Source organism: Microcoleus sp. Pol12A5 (assembly GCF_036701435.1).
Classification (GTDB): Bacteria; Cyanobacteriota; Cyanobacteriia; order Cyanobacteriales; family Microcoleaceae; genus Microcoleus.
In genome coordinates this window covers 13150-32443 of record NZ_JAUBQU010000076.1, presented here as the reverse complement: position 1 = coordinate 32443, position 19294 = coordinate 13150, and the positions used below count along the sequence as shown (strand labels likewise).

8 protein-coding genes and 1 pseudogene are annotated in these 19294 nt (G+C 39.6%); 3 read left to right on the top strand and 6 right to left on the bottom strand.

Going from position 1 to position 19294, the window contains the following annotated elements; all coding sequences use genetic code 11:
• The 3 genes and pseudogenes from QUA45_RS19230 to QUA45_RS19220 all read left to right on the top strand — a co-directional run.
• A pseudogene (locus QUA45_RS19230) lies at nucleotides 1-563 on the top strand (chromosome partitioning protein ParA); the annotation flags it as partial.
• Between the two features lie 70 nt (nucleotides 564-633).
• The gene (locus QUA45_RS19225; protein WP_333221872.1) at nucleotides 634-1383 is read left to right on the top strand and encodes a sulfotransferase domain-containing protein; all 750 of its coding nucleotides are present in this window, start codon (nucleotides 634-636) and stop codon (nucleotides 1381-1383) included.
• Between the two features lie 97 nt (nucleotides 1384-1480).
• Nucleotides 1481-6337 carry a DUF1796 family putative cysteine peptidase gene (locus tag QUA45_RS19220; protein ID WP_333221871.1) on the top strand — a complete coding sequence of 1619 codons (4857 nt, stop codon included), beginning with the start codon at nucleotides 1481-1483 and terminating at the stop codon, nucleotides 6335-6337.
• Nucleotides 6338-6628: 291 nt separating this feature from the next.
• On the opposite strand, the gene QUA45_RS19215 is transcribed toward QUA45_RS19220, so the two are convergent.
• The 6 genes from QUA45_RS19215 to QUA45_RS19190 form a co-directional block, all read right to left on the bottom strand.
• Nucleotides 6629-7480, bottom strand: coding sequence for a hypothetical protein (locus QUA45_RS19215; protein WP_333221870.1), 852 nt, complete (start codon nucleotides 7478-7480; stop codon nucleotides 6629-6631).
• A 67-nt stretch (nucleotides 7481-7547) separates the two neighbouring features.
• Nucleotides 7548-7799 (bottom strand): tetratricopeptide repeat protein, encoded by a 252-nt coding sequence (locus QUA45_RS19210; RefSeq protein WP_333221869.1) that lies wholly within the window; start codon nucleotides 7797-7799, stop codon nucleotides 7548-7550.
• A gap of 78 nt (nucleotides 7800-7877) precedes the next feature.
• Nucleotides 7878-12179: a tetratricopeptide repeat protein gene (locus QUA45_RS19205; protein WP_333221868.1), complete on the bottom strand. Its 4302-nt coding sequence runs from the start codon at nucleotides 12177-12179 to the stop codon at nucleotides 7878-7880.
• A gap of 39 nt (nucleotides 12180-12218) precedes the next feature.
• Nucleotides 12219-14501: a DUF268 domain-containing protein gene (locus QUA45_RS19200; protein WP_333221867.1), complete on the bottom strand. Its 2283-nt coding sequence runs from the start codon at nucleotides 14499-14501 to the stop codon at nucleotides 12219-12221.
• A gap of 121 nt (nucleotides 14502-14622) precedes the next feature.
• Nucleotides 14623-16266, bottom strand: coding sequence for a tetratricopeptide repeat protein (locus QUA45_RS19195; protein ID WP_333221866.1), 1644 nt, complete (start codon nucleotides 16264-16266; stop codon nucleotides 14623-14625).
• Between the two features lie 345 nt (nucleotides 16267-16611).
• A partial coding sequence (locus tag QUA45_RS19190; protein WP_333221865.1) for a glycosyltransferase occupies nucleotides 16612-19294 on the bottom strand: 2683 nt, incomplete at its 5' end.

Genomic DNA, 19294 nt, shown 5'->3' with positions numbered 1-19294 from the left:
TTCAGGAAGAGTCTCAGCATTATCAGTCTCAACTTGTTCAAGTTCAGGAAGAGTCTCAGCATTATCAGTCTCAACTTGTTCAAGTTCAGGAAGAGTCTCAGCATTATCAGTCTCAACTTCGTCAAGTTCAGGAAGAGTCTCAGCATTATCAGTCTCAACTTCGTCAAGTTCAGGAAGAGTCTCAGCATTATCAGGCTCAACTTATTCAAGTTCAGGAAGAATTGGATAGATCGCAGTTCCAGCAATATGCCGTTAGTGATACAGGTGTCCAACCTACCCAGATGCCATACACACTTCTAGTGTGGGATGCGTGGTATGCTTACCAAAACGGCGATGCAACCAAGATGCAAAAGTGCTTGCAGGAATCCTTGAAGTGTACGCCTTTGTCAAAAACAGAAACACTGATGAACTGGCTAGAGAGTTTTGCCAAATTCTCTTCCGAGAAAGAGCATCAACTGGATACCTACGCACTCACAAACTCAGAAGAGTGGAAGCAATTGATGCGGTGGACAGTTGCAGTTAAGCCAATTCGTAAAACTCAAGCCCTCTCTCACTCATTATAATTTGACCAGATTAACCTAAATGACGACCAATCCAAGTATTATTTGGTTCACGACTCACAAATGCGCTTCTGTGTATGCTACTGAAATTTTGCATAATCTGGCACATGATTTAGGTATGACTTATCTAAACTATGAAGGATATTTGTGGGAAGCTGGTCAATGTTTAGAAAAATTATTTTTTGACCATGATCCTGAAATAATTAATAATATGTTTAGAACAACTGGTCATATTTACGGGCCATTCAGACAATATTACCCCATACCTGAAAGGGAGAAATACAAGGTAATTTTGATGTTGAGAGATCCAAGAGATGTCCTCACGTCACTTTATTTTTCGAGCGCATATACTCATGACATACCAGAAAGCCAAAAGACAAAGATAGAGTCGGCAAGAGAAGACGCCATAAATAAAAATATAGAGGATTTTGTGATGGAACACTCTCCTTGGGTTAGGACAAATTACGAGCATTATACAAAATATCAATTTGGCAAAAAAAATGTATTGTTTCTGAGTTATGAAGATATGGTTATAGATTTCTCCACATGGCTGATTGAACTCTTCAAATATCTCCCAAGTAAGCCTAGTGAACAGCTAAGAAACAAGCTACTACATGGGGCCAATTTTGAAGTTGAGGAAAATATTTATTCTCATAAAAGACAAGTTAAATCGGGAGAGCATAGGAGAAAATTACAGGTTCATACCATTAAGCAATTAAATTTAGAATTGCAAGATGTCTTGAAGATATATGGATGGGTAAAAGACGAACGGCAAGAAGCAGATGAGTTATTCCAACTTTATTTATCAAAAGCGAGAGATTAATGAGAGAATTTTATATTTTGCTTGTTCAAGCAAAATATAAAATTCTCTCAAATTAATTCAGAATTTTTGTGATTTAATTTAGAATTAAGATAAGGAAATGACAAGTAAAAACTTAGAGGAACAAGGAAGGAGAAAATTTATGGCACTATCTAATCAAGAAAAATCCGATAAATTGACTGAAATAAAAGTTAGTTTGGAAAGCTCCAACAACCGTCTGGAACAAATTCAAGCTGAAATTCACCAAATTAAATCTCAGTTAAATCATCAGAATAAACTGCCTCTCGTAAGTATTTGTATTCCTACGTACAATGGTGCGGAGTTTCTCGCTGAGGCTCTAGCCAGTTGTTTAGCTCAAACTTATCCTGCCATAGAAATCATTATTTCAGATGATGAATCTACTGATGAAACACTTGAGATAGCTAAAGATTTTCAATCAAAAGCCTCAGTGGAATTCAGGGTTATTAGTCATAGCAGATATGGGTTAGCTCAAAATTGGAATTTTTGCATTTTGCAGGCTCAGGGTAAATACATAAAATTTTTACACCAAGATGATTTGCTAGAGCCGACCTGTATAGAAAAAATGATTACTCTGGCAGAGATAGATGATGAAATTGGTATCATTTCATCGGCAAGGGGAGTTTTATTATCAGAAGAATTGTTAGAGAATTCCTTACTTTTCGGTTGTCAACAGAGGGCAAAAGATACCCATAAATTTTGGTCGAATCCTTTAAAACCGATTCAAGTAGGTGTAGAACTTCTGGCAGATCCTAATCTCCTTGACGAACCTATGAACAAAATCGGAGAGCCAACCACAGTCTTGATTAGAAAGATAGTCTTTGATAAGGTCGGATTGTTTGATTCTGATTTGTGTCAATTGGTTGATGTAGAAATGTGGCTGAGGATCATGAGTAAATATAAAGTTGGTTTTATTAATGAGATCCTTTCTCATTGGCGAGTGCATCCAAAACAAAAAACGATTATCAATTCGGAAGAAAATGTTTACCACAAAGACTCAGTTATTTTTTATAAAAAACTTAGTGAATCTATTTATTTACCCAGTTATTTGAAACAAGAAGCTTTGACCCAATACTTTAAATTAAACAAGAATAATCAAACAGAAAACTTTTCTAGGTTATTTCAAAGAACCGATCGGGAAAAAAATCCTACCATTATTGTATCAGCAGTGGTTTCTACTTATAACTCTCAGGATTTTATACAGGGTTGCTTGGAATCCCTAGTCAATCAAACACTTTACAAAAAAGGTGAACTAGAAATCATTGTTATTAACAGTGGCTCAAATCAAAATGAAGAAGTAACTATTAATAAGTTTCAATCCAACTACCCGAACATTAAGTGCATCAAAACCAAACGTGAGACACTATATAAAGCATGGAATCGGGGGATTCAACAAAGTTCAGGTAGATATGTGATTAATGCTAATACAGATGATCGCTTTTCTCAAGATACTTTGGAACGTATGTTGATGGAAATTGAATCATCTCCCGAAATTAGCGCCGTTTATGGTCACTGGATGGTGACGCAAACTAAAAATGACAATTTTGATTCTAACACAAATAAATTTGTTTTTGAGTATCCCGAATTTTTTCCACCTCTGTTTTTCTACTATCAAATCACTTCTCATGCAGCCTTAATAAGAAAAAATGTTTTTGATAGTATTGGTTACTATGATGATACGTTTAAGGTATTTGGTGATCGCGAATTTATGTTCCGCTTTGCTTCAGCAGGATTGATCGCTAAATTGATTCCTCATGTAGTAGGCTTATATTATGAAAATCCAGAAAGTCTCAGCTTAGGAAATACTGGTAAAGATGTTGGTGGAAAGGAATTTTTTTTAGTGCGAGAACAATATTTGGTGCCTAGCAAATTGGCTAAACTTTTTGGAAAAATACCTAGTGATATTGAAACAAATCTAGCTTCACTCTATACCACCGTTGGCTCGCTCGGCAAAGATTTTTACATCTGGGATAATCAGCCAGTCAGTGACCTAGATTTTGCTGAAAAAACCTTGCAAATGGCACTAGAAATAGATCATAGGAATTTAATAGCACTGAACAATTTGGCTATCTTATACTGTGGCAGGGGCGAATATCTAAAAGCAGAAGGAATGTTTGAGAAAGCCTTAGAAAATAATTATTCGGATTTTACTAAAGAGGTAAAAAGAAATCTAGTAACCTTCCAAGGAATGTCTAATAATATCCATGATTATGCTTGGATTAAGCCGTCATACACATCTCAGGCATATTTGAGGAGCCTAGTTCTTCAAGCTGACAATGTGGTAAATAAACCGTTAGTTAGTATTATTATCCCCACAAAAAATCGTGCAGAAATGTTGGAAATTGCTGTTCAAAGCATTTTAGAGCAAACTTACGAAAATATAGAAATAATAGTTATTAATGATCATGGCGTTGATGTCCAAAAACTATTAGAGGGACTTAATTATAGAGGCAATATTTTCTACGTTAAACACGATTATCCTAAAGAACGTTCTGCTACTCGTAACGCAGGTATTGGTATAGCTAAAGGTAAATATATTGGATATTTAGATGATGATGATCTGTACTATCCTAATCATATTCAAACTTTGGTTGAGTTTTTGGAAAAAAGTGAGTATAAGGTAGCGTACACCGATGCCGCTAAAGCAGAGCAAGAAAAACAAGATGGAAGATATGTAACTATCAATCGAAGTGTACCCTATTCTTATGATTTTGATCCTGACTTACTGATGGTTAATAATTACATTCCTATCCTCTGCGTCATGCACGAAAGAGCTTGTTTGGAGCAAACAGGGGTCTTCGATGAAACTTTAGATACTCACGAAGATTGGGATTTGTGGATTAGAATGTCTTTGAAATTTCAGATGTTCCATATTAAGCAAACTACTTGCGAGTTTACTTGGCGCACTGATGGCAGTACAACTACCAGTAGAAGATGGGATGACTTTGAGCGAACCAGGGAAATTGTCCGTAAGAGATATAGTAGTTATGTTAACGTCAATTCGGTTGTGCAACTGATTACCAAACAACCTCTTGTGAGTGTCATCATTCCCACTAAAAACCGCCCACAAATGCTTAAGGAAGCTATTCAAAGTGTTTTTAATCAAACCTTTGTCGATTTAGAAATTATCGTAATCAACGATGGCGGTGTTGACGTGCAATCAATTATATTACACCTTAATAATAATGGTAATATTGTCTACAAAAAACACGATCGCGCTCTTGAGCGATCCGCCGCCCGTAACACTGGTATCCGCGCCGCCCGTGGTAAATACATCGCCTACTTAGATGACGATGATAGCTACTACCCCAATCACATCGAAACCCTAGTAAAATTCCTAGAAAATAGCGAATATAAAATCGCCTACACCGATGCTGTCATGGCAGAACAGAAAAAACAAAATGGTGAATATGTGACAGTTCACCGTAGTGTGCCCTACTCCCTAGACTTTGACAAGGACAAAATCTTAGTGAGTAACTGCACTCCTAACTTATGTCTAATGCACGAAAAATCCTGCTTAGATGAAGTGGGCTTATTTGATGAAACCCTATCAACCCATGAAGATTGGGATTTAATAATTCGGCTATCTCGGAAATTTGACATAGCCCATATCAAAGAAACTACCTGCGAATTTACCCAAAGAAAGGATGGCACTAACACCAGTAGCCATAACCGCGCTGATTTTACTCGCACTAGGGAGATTATTTTTAACAGATATCGCCAGTATGCTGAAGCTAACTCCGCTATTTTAGACGCTCAAAAAGAGGCTTTTATCGCAGAAGCAAAAGAGTTAGCCCACCAAGTACAGCAGATACAATCTCAAGTGATACAAAAAGAGTCACAATTACAGGAAACTCAAGCGGAAAAATCTCAGTTAGCAGCGCAAGTGGAAACTTGGCAACGTACAACTCAGGAGGTACAAGCTAAATTAGAGGCGACTCAATCCGAAAAGGACTGGGTAAAATCTCAGTTGAATAGTTGGAAACAAACGGCAGAAGAAATGCAGATAGAATTGGATCTATCGCGTTTAAAACTGAAAGAAGCCCAGTCACAATTAGTAGCGCTCAATTCTGAATCTGAGTTGGAAAAAAACAGCCACTATACAATTAAAGATTGTTATAATGTTGGGGGTGTTTTTCCTGAAATCCCTACTCAGAAAATCACTAAATTAGCTAATACTGACGAGCTCATGCTAATACCAATTGGCGCTTGGTGCCGCACGGCATATCAAGTTCGTGAATTTAATACTAGCAATAATACCACGTCAGAGTCATTTCCCTTCGACTGGACAATAACTACTTTTGCTGCACTTCAAAGAATTCTTTCACCGGAATTTAATCCCGCCCAAATTCTTGATTTAAATAATCTGTACATTAATAAATTCGGAAGTTTGTCGGACAGCTATTCAGATTTGATATTCCACCATGATTTGTCTCCTGCATTGGTGAGGAAATACCACTCAGATGATAGAGAAAATTTCATAAATATCTCACCTCAGTTGATTGATAGTGGTGCAATTGATCAGGCAAAGGGACGATTTCTCCACACTTTCAGCAAGCTTAAAGATTATTGTAAAAGTGGCAATCAAAAAATTGGATTTATTAGATGGTGTAGGAGTGGACATCCAGATCCCGAATTGCCTAGTGTTTTTACCGATGAAAACATATTTTCACTCTACCAGTTACTTCAGTCTTTTTGTGGTCACAACAAATTTTATGTGTTAAGAATTATGACAAAGTATGTTGACGATCTGCCTTCTGAAGGCTCAGTATTGGAGTATCACAAATATTCAAACGTCGGTGCATCTATTCTTTTGGCTGAGAGACCAGGATACAATGGTGACCGATCAAACAATTTCGCAGGTGATTGCCGAAGTTGGACAGAAGCTCTGACTGGATTTACACTTGACTTTGAAATAGATCACATTCCTCGCTACTAAAGGAATGGGTGAAATCCCAGTTGAATAGTTGGAAACAAACGGCAGAAGAAATGCAGATCGAATTGGATCGATCGCGCTTCAAACTGAAACAAGCCCAATCACAATTAGATCGCTCTGCCCTAAATCTGATAAAGTAATAAATTAAGACCATTTTGCTAATGGCAAAGAACCAAAAACCTGGACTACTAGCTATTTTCAAAGTGCTAATCCACTGAAACAAAAATGACACCCCAAATAGTGCATATTGTTAGATAAATTTCGCCAAGGTAGTCATATTTAGACTGATTAATTTTAAGACTTTATCTTTTCTTGCATTTGCTGAAGTCTAATTTTGCTTGTTTCCAAATCTTCTCTTATTTGAAATAAACGAGAATTTTTCTGAATTATTTGCTCGTCAACTATCTCTTTGTGGCTGATGAAAATAAAATCTTGTGGTGTAAAAATTATCGGACCTATTTCTGAATTAATTTTATTAGCTATTAACTCAAAATTAGGAGGTCTCCCATGTAAAATTTTCACTTTACCACTAACAAAAACAGGAAAGATAAACCGACAATTATATTCTGGTGTAAGTGTTGCTGTTCTAAGCTCGCTTTCGTATAAAACAGACCGGAAAGTAGCTTGATCGTGTAAAGGCTTACCCTGATTTTTGACTTTTTCTTCGCATAAATTCAACCAGTTTTGGAAAAATTGCTCAACTTTATAACTTTTTTTGTAAAGTATAACGCCAGTATTCATTTCTGGGAAACTTTCTGGAATTTTTGTAAATTGATAGGGTATCCACTCCTGGCCGTTAATATGTGTAGGTGCTATCCTAAAAGGTGCATGAGCTACAGCCATGTCAAACAGATCTAACAGATTGAAAATTTCCCAAAAATCAGTACAAATATAGGTATCTGAATCCAAGAATAAGGTATATTCATAGGGCGAATCATACATATAACTAATTTTATCAAGTCCGGGGGTGTGATAGCGAGGATTATCTATAACTTTCACCGTATCAAAGTAGGGAGATGTAACTGTTTCACTAGAAAATAAGGTAATTGGTAAATTTGGCATATACTTCTTGAGACTAGCGGCAGATTTCACCGCCTCAGCTACATACTCAGTGCCAACTACAATGTATATTACACCTTTAGACATAACTTTATTATTCCTTCTGTAACAAGAGATTATGGATAAAATAAGCACTCAAGGTTGCCCGCCCCGATCAAACTAATTTTTCAGCCGATCGCGCGTTATTTGGCAATGAAGAAACTTTCGCTTTCAACTCCAAAGCACGACGATAACAAACACTAGCCTCGTTTGGTCGCCCCACCTTAGCCAAACTATCACTCAACTTATCATAAACCTTAGCTAAATCAGGATTAAGTTCGATCGCATTTTGATAAAACTCGATCGCCTTCTCTACCATCCCCTTACCCAACCAAACGTCACCCAAACCAGTGTCACATAAAATCATCAGGATTAACCTTCACAAATCGATCACAAGTTCGCAATATCAGGATAAGCCTCGCTCCTAGAAATGGCCAAGCTGAATTTAATCCTTTGTTAGTTTACCAATAATTTCCCCTGCTTCAATATAGATTCCCGACCAATCACAATCAAAGTTACTGTGATGCCCTAAACCTATATCTTTGGCATTACCGATTAGATACTCCTCCTTGATTAGCACTGGTTCAATAGCATTTTCCCTGTTATTAAACCAATACCATTTCTGCCCCATAGCCTGCTTGTGACTAAATATCACTCCAGGTCTATTAGCGATCCATGTTACATGAGTAAGACCCGTCCCTTCTGGCTGTATGTACATATCTACAGCCTTTGCCCAAACTGCTTTTTCAAAGTTCGTAGCCCCGATCGCGCTATAAGTAGCAATCTCAGGAGCAATCAAATCAATAATTTTTAGTCTTATTTCATTTTCCTGTTGAATCATCGACTGGTCTCTGGGATCTGGCTGGCGATGATCCATGCAGCCCCAGCCATCAAAGACAATTCCTATTTGTGGATAATCTTGGTAAAGTTTATTAATTATATTCGCAAAACCTTCAATTTGAGATATCCAGACACGACGATGGCTTCTGATAGTTATCCAAATTAAGGGGAAACTATTTTTCGCTTTTTCCACCTTTTGTAAAAAGACAGCATCATTCGCACATTTAGCCAAAGAATAATTAACAATTCTCTTAGCTAATGCTTCCGTGATAAATGTGTCAGTAACTCTCATCGCAAATAAATTATTTTCGAGCATTGTTTCTAATAAGCTATTAGCATGAGGAATACCTACTACTTTCTCCTCAGAGACCTCCTCAAACAGAGCGGGAATATTGTAATAGTCGTAGGGTAAGGCCAAAAATTTATCAATTTTTGCTAAACAGCCATTAACTGCTAGATACTGCATCCCTGTAACTTCATTCCACATATAATGAGAAATGTTGGATATATGGCCATAAACTACAGCAGTTGGTTTTGGTTCCGGTGTTGATATATAAGATTTGACTTTCAACCACTGACTCACGAGCGAGGCTTTTAGCTTGTCAATAATATGTTCTCCTACCCAAACATCCTTATGGAACCAAATCACTAAATCCTTACTAGGAAAATAAAGGCATAACTTAATTCCCATCCAATGACCAATTATTAAATAAAAGACTTCTTGACTGACAAAGCGATAGATGAAATTATTAAAATCACCGTAATGGATATGAAAAGATTGATTAGACCGAACTACTTTACCAGTAATAGGACACAGGGTGTAAATATAGCCAGTCTGTGCCATTGACTGATAGGAGGTTAGGGTTCGATTTTCATAGGTTTTAGATAGCTCGATATGTTCGGTGTCGGGAAAACTTTTAAGGTATATTTGCTCTAAGTTGATATTGTTTGATTTAACTAATTCTAAACTGGTAAGGGATATGCCTTGCTGTGATAGAAATACTTTTTGTTCTTCGGTTAAGTTATTCAAATCAATAACGTTATATTGGCTAGTTTGATTAAAGTGGGTTTCCGCCTCACTGTAGTTAATTTCGCTGGGGTATTGAGAGTCAGTTTCTGGTAATAATCCCAATTGATTCAAACCGCGCCAAATGTTATCATAAATCTGGGGTTGACTATGCTGTGTTTGCGGTGCTTGTTGAAAAAAGGCAACGGCTGCTTGGGTTAAACCTGCTTGTGACAGAGTTAAAGCGAAATTGTAGTAATTTTTAGTGCTGTTTGGCTCCTGTTTAAAGGCGTTATGGTAGCAATTAATTACCTCTTGCTGTAATCCCTGTTCGACTAAAAGGAGCGCTAAAGGGGCAAATGTTTCGGCTTTCTCTGGCTGACTATACAAAATTCTCTCGTAGTAATTTAGAGCTTCTTCATATCTGTTATTTTGAGCTAAAAGCATTCCGAGATATAAAGAGTTATCTGGAAAGTCCGGTTGTAGTTTTAACGCTTCTTGATAAGATTCAATAGCCTTTTCTATCAGGCCTTCCCGTTCAAATAGTTTACTTGCTTGTTGGTAAGCCTCAAGGATTTCTTGTTCATTTTCACCTAATTTTACCAATGCCTTTCCTAATAGATGATACCCCTGTGGCCATTCAGGAAAGTTTTCTAAAGATTGGCGAATAAACGCGATCGCGTCTTCATTCTGTCCCGCATCTAACAGTGCTTCCGCTAGTTGTTGATATCCGACTCGACCATTAGGATTAATCTCTATAGTACGACGGATAAGTTTGATTAAGTCTCTAACTTCCTTTGCCGAATTCGGTCTCTCGGCAGTCTTATCTGTCTTTAAATCATATAAAACTAAAATATCCCCTATTTTCCCCTGTAATTTTAGCTCATTAACCAAGGGTAAAAATTCTGATGGTAATGAGTCAGGTTCTAAAGTTAGGGCTTTTTCCCAACAGTTGATCGCTTTGTCCAATTCACCTAAATGCTGCCACACTTTAGCCAAATTTCTGTAAACTCCAGCGCAGTTTGGCTGTAAACCAATGGATTTATTGTAAAAAGGTAAAGCTTCTGACCACTGCTGTTCTCTAGCATAAGTAGTGCCAATATTAGCATACAATTCGGACGTTTTTTTTCTTGATAATCCTTTTATATAACAGTTTCTTGCTAAAGTAAACTCCCCTTGAGAAACGAATATATCCCCCAAAGTTTTACATTCTAACAATTGTGGGTCGTAAATTTCTAAATAATCCGATCGCACATGGGCAGTAGTATTATTCACCTCTTCAAATTTCGCCCAATTTAACTTATAACCTTTAAGAAAATACTGATAAAGATTATCGGGACTACTATCGTCAGTACCATCAAACCAATTGGGATGTGTTTCTTGGACTCTGTTAATTGTCAAAGTAACTGTTTTACTCAATTCAAAGCAAGCCAGATATTTTTGATTATTGCTATCTTTAGTCCGTTCAAAATAGTCGGCTAATTCACCTTCTAAATAATTTGGGTTACTAATATTGCTCGATAATTTAATAAACTCCATTACATCGCTTTTGCGATAAATAGACGTACTAACTTCCCAAGGATAAGACCAATATCCTTGAGGTGCTTTTGTCCAGTTGCACAGTAAATAATCCCCTCGACTAATCATTTCTAGATCGGGGGGAATATTTTTCCCTAACCTCAAACCAAAACCAAATATTTTGGGGTCTTGACTCAGGGCTTTTACGCAAATATTTGGATCGAAAAAGGACTTAAAGAAAACATCATCGCAGCCCCACAAAATAAAATCTTTTGCTTCGTCAAGAATCGTCATCAAGTCAGCAGAAAAATTAGTTTCTTCTACCCAATGTATGTTTGGATAGTGTCTAATTAGCTCTTGATAAGAGATATTTTCTGTAGGCTGGTACAAAACATAGATGGAATCTTCCTTGATACTAGAATAGTAGAAAAGACTTTCCAAATAAGCCTGAAGTTGCAGAGGTCGATCTTTAGAAAAGATTATCACAGAGAGATCAGCCTCGGTTTTTCCCGTTTGATCACTACTATTTCCCGCAATTTTTGCGGGGAAAATTCGATGCTCTCTTGGTAAAATTTGTATTTTTTCCTGCATTTCCTCAAGATTAAACTTTCGATCATGCCATAACAGCTTATCATTTCCGACCATCATAATTGTTCCATCATAACACTGGAAAACGAATGAATGAAAATTTTGTGGATCTCTATACATTTGCCATATAGAATTATCGGAAATTTCAAATAATTCGTAATATTGGCTATCCACAAAAATACCATTTAGCCACGTTGCAGATATTAATTCATATCCTTTACGCTTTCCGAGATTAATTAAAGATAAAAGCGAACAACCTTGATTAACCTCCATATTTCTTTCTTGCACCCAGTCCACCTGATTGGGGATAGAGGGGTTAAATTCTATCACGATCACTTTAGGTCTAAAATGCTCTAATGACTCCCATAAGTAATAGTCATTGCCATCAATATCTATAGATAATAAATCAAAGCTTCGCGGTAATGATGTCTTTTGAAAAATATTATCTAGGGTATTATTTCCACAAAAACTGACATATTTGTTAAGACAAATTACCTGGGAATTTTCTCCATGAGTCTTGATTAATTCTTCATACTTAATGGGGTCGCCTTCTATCTGTAGTGAGAACCAACCTTTATTAACAATTAGATGATAACTATTGCTAAAAGTGATGCCATTACCCGCACCTAACTCAACACACCAGTGATCAGAGTTCGGCATCATTGCAAATATCTTTTCCAGAATGCCATCTTCACCCGTTGTGGATGTGATGTTTTTGCTAAACTGTAGTAACCAGTCATTTGAATTTGAGTCACTCATATTAGTTTGGGAGGAGTTGATAGTCATAGCTTTCATTAGTTAGTTGGGCAAAAAACAGTAATTATTTAGTCGGAATTAGCGAAACGCATACTGATGACGACCCGGAATAAAGTTTATCTCTTCTGTGGATGCTCCACCACTGATAGCTAACTCTTCTACCCTCGAAGCAAATGGAAATTCTCTCCCATCTCCTAAGTGATAAGCTAGGAGTAGGTGTTTAGCATTAAACCATTGATGATTTATTACATAGTTTTGGGCAAAGTCCGAACATTCGCTCAAAGCCCAAGTTGATATAAACAAATCCACATCATTACTAATGGGATAGTTATCTAAAAAATTGAGGGGTAATAAATTTATTTTCCCTTCTACTAACGACTTACTTAAATCGTCTATTAGGTTGACTTGATCTTCACCAAAAATACTTCCCAAGTAAAGCCATTGAAGACAGCTAAATAGGGGGGTATCTATAATAATGTAGGTCAAACTCTCATTTCCTTTCATGCGCTTAAATAGTTTAGCTAGATTACCATAGCCTCCGCCCCACTCAACAACGCAGTTTATATCTGTTGGGCTGCATTTAGTGTGGGCAAAAAATTTAACTAAGTGATGCAAGTGATGGACAGTATTAAAAGAAGTCAACACTTCTTGATATTCTGTAGTTATAGGGGGTTGGCCTATACTATCTTCCCGCAACAAATTTTTTAGTTGGTCTGGGGATAATTCTGTTTCCAGCAAATAAATTTCCTGGGAATAAAATTCATCATACCCAACAAACATTGTTTCCATTATTACGGGAGTTTTCAGAAATGAAATAGGCGGTATTGGCAATATATTTGCTTCCAGTGTCTTGTTCCATTCATCCCATACGGGTAGAATTAGATTGGGATTGATACTATGAGATTTTATCCTATTATATTTGGTTAAAAAGCTTGCCGACAAATAATTAAATTGCTCGCTTTCAGTGATTTTAGGAGCTGTATCTTGTAAACTTTTGTCGAACACTGCTGTATCTTGTAAACTTTTGTCCCGAACTGTCGAATACGACGGACATATCCTAATAATATCATTCGTTAGTTCCCAGCTATGGTTCGGCAAGTGCTGGCTTACCAATTCTTTTAATTCGCTAATAGTTGGATAATCATCTTGTCCTGTAAAACAGCGAGCATCATCTATTAGAAGTACATGATTATCTTTTTGAATATGACTAAAAATAGCCTGTAATTCCTGTAGAATGGGAGTTTGTAAATCACCTCTTGCTGTAATTCCCGCTGAGTAATGACCATCAAGCCAGAACAAACAGGAGTCTTCTATTTTAGGTAAAATTACCGAAAAAACTTTGCCACTATCACCCTGAATAATATCTATATGAGATATTCCCCAAAATCGATTTCTGGCCTGTAAGTAAAGGTCTGACCCAAGTTCTATCGAAATAATTTTTTTGAATATATCCTTGATAGAAAAAACCATATCACCCAAGTATGTTCCTGTTTCTACTAAGGTGTTAAGGCTATATTTTTCTGCATAATATCTTACTGCTTCTTGCTTAACTGCATGAGGTGTAGGAACTGGTTTACCTTGGGCTATCCAATTCTCAATCTCAACATTTTTAGGCTTAGATAAATGTGCAACCCACACAACAAACTGACCTGGTTCTTTTAAACTATCTAAAACCTCATCACCCATCGGTTCTGGTGTTAAAAAAACTTCATCTAACACTGTATATCCGGGAAGGTAAGAGAGAAAGTGTTCCCTGGAAAAAATACGATGAGAATTGTAAGCGATGCAAGATACTCCCACAGGCACACTGACAACTATTTCTCCACCATGCTTCAACACTCTATTGATTTCTGCACAAGCACGTCTCGCACCGTCTGGCATAATTGGGTCGCCATACCTACCAAGACCTATATGCTCCATTACACGTAGGGAAGTAATAAAATTTTGAGAATAATCCTCAAAAGGCAACTCCAAAATACTGCCATCAACAACTGTCAATCCTGGTAAATTAACTTGAATGGGTCTAATATCAACAAAAGTAGTAGGAACAAACTGGGAAATTATGCCAGAGTACAATACTGTAGAACCAAGGTCTAGGACAGATTCAGGGCGACTCTGAAAAATCTTTCTACTTGCCCAAGTATCTTGATAGTAATACGATTTGTCAAACCCGGTAGATGGGGTTTTCTCTCCCAAGCAGGGGTAAAAAGTCAAATTACTAAATTCTTGAGATTCCCTTGATGTTTTAAATTTAGAAAAATAAGCCTCAAAATCCTCCTTATAGTCTTGCCAAAGGGGATGGTTAGCTTGATTAGCATCCCATGTGTGCACATATTCCGTCAATTGTTTTTCTGGATTCATCGATTTTTCACTCCGTTATTTTTTGTAACAATAGATTATGGATCAAACAAGGGATAAAGGTGGGACGAAAGTGCCGCCCAGCGCCAAATAAATTTTCAGATGTTCGCGCGTTATTTAGCAATCAAAAAAGTCTCGCTTTCAGTGCCAGCCCCCGACGATAACACACACTAGCTTCCTTTTGTCGCCCCACCTTAGCCAAACTATCACCCAACTTATCATAAACCTCAGCTAAATTAGGATTAAGATCGATCGCCTTTTGATAAAACTCGATCGCCCTCTCTGGGATTCCCTTACCCAGCCAAACATCACCCAAACCAGCGTAAGACATAAAATCACTAGGGTGAACCTTCACACATCGATCGTAAGCATCGATCGCCTCATCCCATCGCCCTTGTTTTGCCAAAGCTTCCCCTAAATAATGCTGCGCCTCCCAAGAGTCTGAATTGCGATCGAGAACGCGGCGGTATTGAGCGATCGCCCCATCCAACTGCCCTTGTTCTGCCAAAGCCTTACCTAGCTGCAAATAAAGCTCCGAGTCGTCAGACTTAATCTCCACAGCCTTTTGAGCCACCTCCAAATTGCTGGGATTCAATTTGCTTGCCCTGCGATAACACTTTAGCGCCTCATCTAAATCCAGCTCAACATCTTTCTGAAGCGGTTGGACGCGAGCTCTTTTTTGCAGGGCTTCCCCTAAATGACAGTGAACTACATCGGAATCAGGAGCAATTTCCAAAGCTTTGCGATAGGCAGAAATCGCCTCATCGTACCGCCCCAACTGATATAGAGCAAACCCCAAATGGTCTTGAGCCTCCAGCGAATTTGGATCGAGCTCAACCGACTTGCGATAAGATCCCAAAGCTTGCTCCCACTTTTGCACTTTCGCCAAAGCATCGCCCAAATGCTGGTAAATCACTGCCGCATTCGGTACGAGATCAAGCGCTTTCCGATAAGATGCGATCGCCTCCTCCCACCGCTGCACGATCGACAAAGTATGCCCCAAATAGTGGTGGACGATCGCCGAACCCGGTTCCAAGTCAGCGGCTTTCGAGTAAGCCGCGATCGCCTCCTCCCATTGACCCTGTGCCGATAAAGCTGTTCCCAATTTATAGTAAATCCAATGGAAATCAGGCTTCAACTGAATCGCCTTGCGGTAATAACCCACGGCTTCTGCTAATTCATTCTTACCTTGCAAAGCCTCTGCCAACTTCAGGTACAATTCCCCATCACCCGGATTTAGATCGATCGCATGACGCAAGCACTCAACCCCTTCATCAACTCGTCCCTGTCTTGCCAAAGCCTCCCACAAATTTTGGTAAGGCAAAGCCGATTCCGAGTCAAGCTCGATCGCTCTTCGCAAACAACTTACAGATTCATCCAGTTGACCTTGCAAGCACAAAGCCTTGCCTAAACTATTGTGAAATTCGTAAAAATCCGGATATATTTCCACAGATTTGCGGTACGCAGCAACGGCTTCATCTAGATTGCCCTGCTGTTCCAAAACCTCCCCTAAATTGTGCCAAGACCAAGCAGAATTCGGGTTAAGTTCGCAGGCCCTGCGGTAACTTTTTTCCGCCCCATCCCGCTGCCCCAATTTCGCCAGAACTTCACCCAAATTGTGGTGATACCAGGAAAAATCCGGGTTTAGTTCAGTACACCGCTGGTAGGCGGCGGTCGCTTCCTCTAATTTACCAGACTGTTTCAGGAGGTTGCCTCTATGAAAATAATTAGAAGCAGTCTCTTCATGCACTTGTAATGAGTTATTCATAATTTTGTACCGTAGATTTCATTTTTTTTTGCTTGGTCGATCGGGGTTGATAAGCACCTTGTACTAATGTCAATATTCAGGATTCTCGCGCGGGGTGGGGGCGGTTTTTTTAGTCTTTGGGTATCCCTTGAAGCTATCGGCGAACCCGCCCCTACAGGTTGTTGACATTGGTGCCGTCTGATGAATTGTATGGGTTTTCTGTCTAGGTTACAATCCTTGCGATTCCCCCGGCATCCAGGGCGGGCACGGGGGCACCGCCCCTACAAAGACAGATATGTCTCATTCTCAAGAAAATTAGCGATTGTAGGGGTAGTGCCCCCGTGCCTACCCCTCATGGGGATGTTCCTAATGACTCGGCCGCCAATTCTCGTCCTCCAATCTGATACCGCTGTCTTGACAAGCTCTGGTTAAATGAGGGCTGTAGTAAGGGTCATTCTCAATATATTTTTGCCACCGGCTTTCCATCAGCTTCGATTCCTGCTTCAGCCGCTCTTTCTTTTCAGGCGAATCCTCGTAACCCCGGCTTTTAGATTCGTGGTGGTAGAGAACTACATGAGGCAGGTAAATATTTTGGTACCCTTTCTCTAGCATTTTCAAACACAAATCCACATCATTGTACGCCACTGTTAGCTCTTCGTCAAACCCCCCAACACTTTCAAATACTTCGCGGCGACACATTAAACACGCAGCAGTTACCGCTGAAACATTATTCATGCCTACCACATTCCCGAAATAGCCAGGAATCGATCGCGGCATATGGTAATAACTGTGACCCGCCACTCCGCCGCCGAGTCCCATCACCACTCCCGCGTGCTGGATTTTGTTATCTGAGTATATCAACAAATTGCCCACAGCCCCGATCGAGCTTCTCTGAGCTTGTTCAACCATCCCGTCAATCCAATCGGGAGTAATTACCTCTGTATCGTTATTCAAGAACAGCAAGTAATCTCCCTCGGCTTTGCTAGCCGCGTAGTTGTTAATCTTAGAGAAATTGAACGGAATATCTAGCCGATAACTTTTAAACCTCGCTGATTCCTTAGCCGTCCATTTAGCCAGAATTTCCGCCGTGTGTTTCTCTTGACTGCCGTTATCGATCACGATAACTTCGTAGTTGGGGTAGACGCTCTTAGTAAAGATAGACTCCAAGCAATTGTCCAAAACATCCCCTAAATCCCGCGTGGGAATAATGATGCTGACCCGCTTGTAATCGGCAATTTTGTAGCGTGCAATAAAGTGTCCCAGAAAGTAGGGAACGCCTTCAATTTTACCGGGTTCGCCCCTGCGTTCGATCGCCTCTTGCAAAGCTTTTTGCCCTGCGTCATAGGCATAGGGTTTAGCCTCTACACCGCCAGCAGCCGAACCCGCGTGCATTCTCCAGTGGTAAAGAATTTTAGGGATGTGAAATATTTTGTCAGTTTTTTCTGTAAACCTCAGAACCAAATCATAATCCTGAGCTCCTTCAAAACCCGGTCTAAAACCGCCGATTTCATTGATTAGCGATCGCCTGTAAGTTCCCAAATGGCAAGTGTACATCCGAGATAAAAATGAATCCGGACTCCATTCTGGCTTGAAGAATGGATTTATCAGCTCCTGATCCTGATAAATCTTATCTTCATCTGAATAAATCATGTCCGCTTCCGGATGTCGGTTCAGCAACAGCACCACTTCATACAACGCCTCTGGCGTCAGTGTATCGTCGTGGTCTAATAAAGATACAAATTCACCCCTCGCCAACTCCAAAGCAGAATTAGAACAGTGAGAAATGTGACCGTTTTTGGTTCTGTAAGCTACTTTGATCCGGCTATCTTTGGCTGCATATTCTTGCAAAATTTGCTTGACATGAGGCGCGGTTGATGCGTCATCCGCAATGCACAATTCCCAATAAGGATATATCTGATTGAGAACTGATTCTATTGCCTCCTGCAAATAATTTTCTGGCGTATTGTAAGCCGGCATGACAATGCTAATCAGCGGCTTGTAGCTAAAGATTTCTAATGTTTCCGCCATCTTCCGCAAGTCAGCTTCTCTGGGGCTGTTCTTAGCGCGCCACTTCGTGTAAGCTGGGTCTTGACCGAGGAATAGCGAATCTCGTAAGTTTTGATAATCCAAACCAAAAAGTTTCGGATCGAGTTTGCTTGCCGTCTGATACTCTTCCAAAGCTTCCGAAAGCTTATCTTGTTTAGCTAGAGTTTTCGCTAGATTGTAGTGAGACCAGCCAAAGTCAGGAGCAACCTCGATCGCTTTCCGATAAGCAGCAACAGCTTCATCAAGCCGACCTTCTTCTTGAAATACATCAGCTAAGTTGTGGTGCGCCCAAACAAAACTTGGATTCAGTTCTGCAGCTTTCTGATAGCTTTTAATAGACTCATCAACTTTACCGAGCCATTTCAGGACATCGCCTAAATTGTGGTGAGTTCCAAAGTAATTGGGATTAATTGAAATTGCTTTGCGGTAGGCGGCCACAGCCTCGACCAATTTACCTTCTTCTTGCAGAGACTCCCCTAATTCGTGGTACTCTGCAGCTATCCCCGGGCTGTGTTCGATCGCATTTCCCGAGTGTGCGCCAACAGCGCGATCGCCGGACGCTGCCTTACTTACACCTTTTTTTTTTAACACCTCTTCTAACCGCTCAGAAATAGCCCGATCGTCCGGCCGAATCTGCAACGCCATCTGATAAAAGACGATCGCCCCATCCGGCCAACTGTGTCGCACCAAAGCATCCGCCAACTCAACATAAAGGTCAGCATCATTCGGCGCAATCTCCAGCGCCTTGTGATACAACTGCACGTCATCAGGATTCTCCTGAATCGCCCGTCTGTACAAACGCATCGCCTCCTTCAAATCCCACTGCGATCGCATCCTCAAAGCATCAGCCAACTTTTGCGAAAGCCACGGCAAATCCGCCTGAATTTCCGCAGCGCGCCGGTAAGCGGCGATCGACTCATCCCACCGTTCCAGCTTCTCAAAAGCCGTTGCCATGTTGTAATAAGTCCACGGAAAATCAGGATTTAACTCGGCCGCGCGTCGG

Coding starts and splice junctions, on each gene's coding strand:
- QUA45_RS19220 (WP_333221871.1), top strand. CDS start 1,481: ATGACAAGTAAAAACTTAGAGGAACAAGGAAGGAGAAAATTTATGGCA.
- QUA45_RS19195 (WP_333221866.1), bottom strand. CDS start 16,266: ATGAATAACTCATTACAAGTGCATGAAGAGACTGCTTCTAATTATTTT.
- QUA45_RS19200 (WP_333221867.1), bottom strand. CDS start 14,501: ATGAATCCAGAAAAACAATTGACGGAATATGTGCACACATGGGATGCT.
- QUA45_RS19210 (WP_333221869.1), bottom strand. CDS start 7,799: ATGATTTTATGTGACACTGGTTTGGGTGACGTTTGGTTGGGTAAGGGG.
- QUA45_RS19215 (WP_333221870.1), bottom strand. CDS start 7,480: ATGTCTAAAGGTGTAATATACATTGTAGTTGGCACTGAGTATGTAGCT.
- QUA45_RS19205 (WP_333221868.1), bottom strand. CDS start 12,179: ATGAAAGCTATGACTATCAACTCCTCCCAAACTAATATGAGTGACTCA.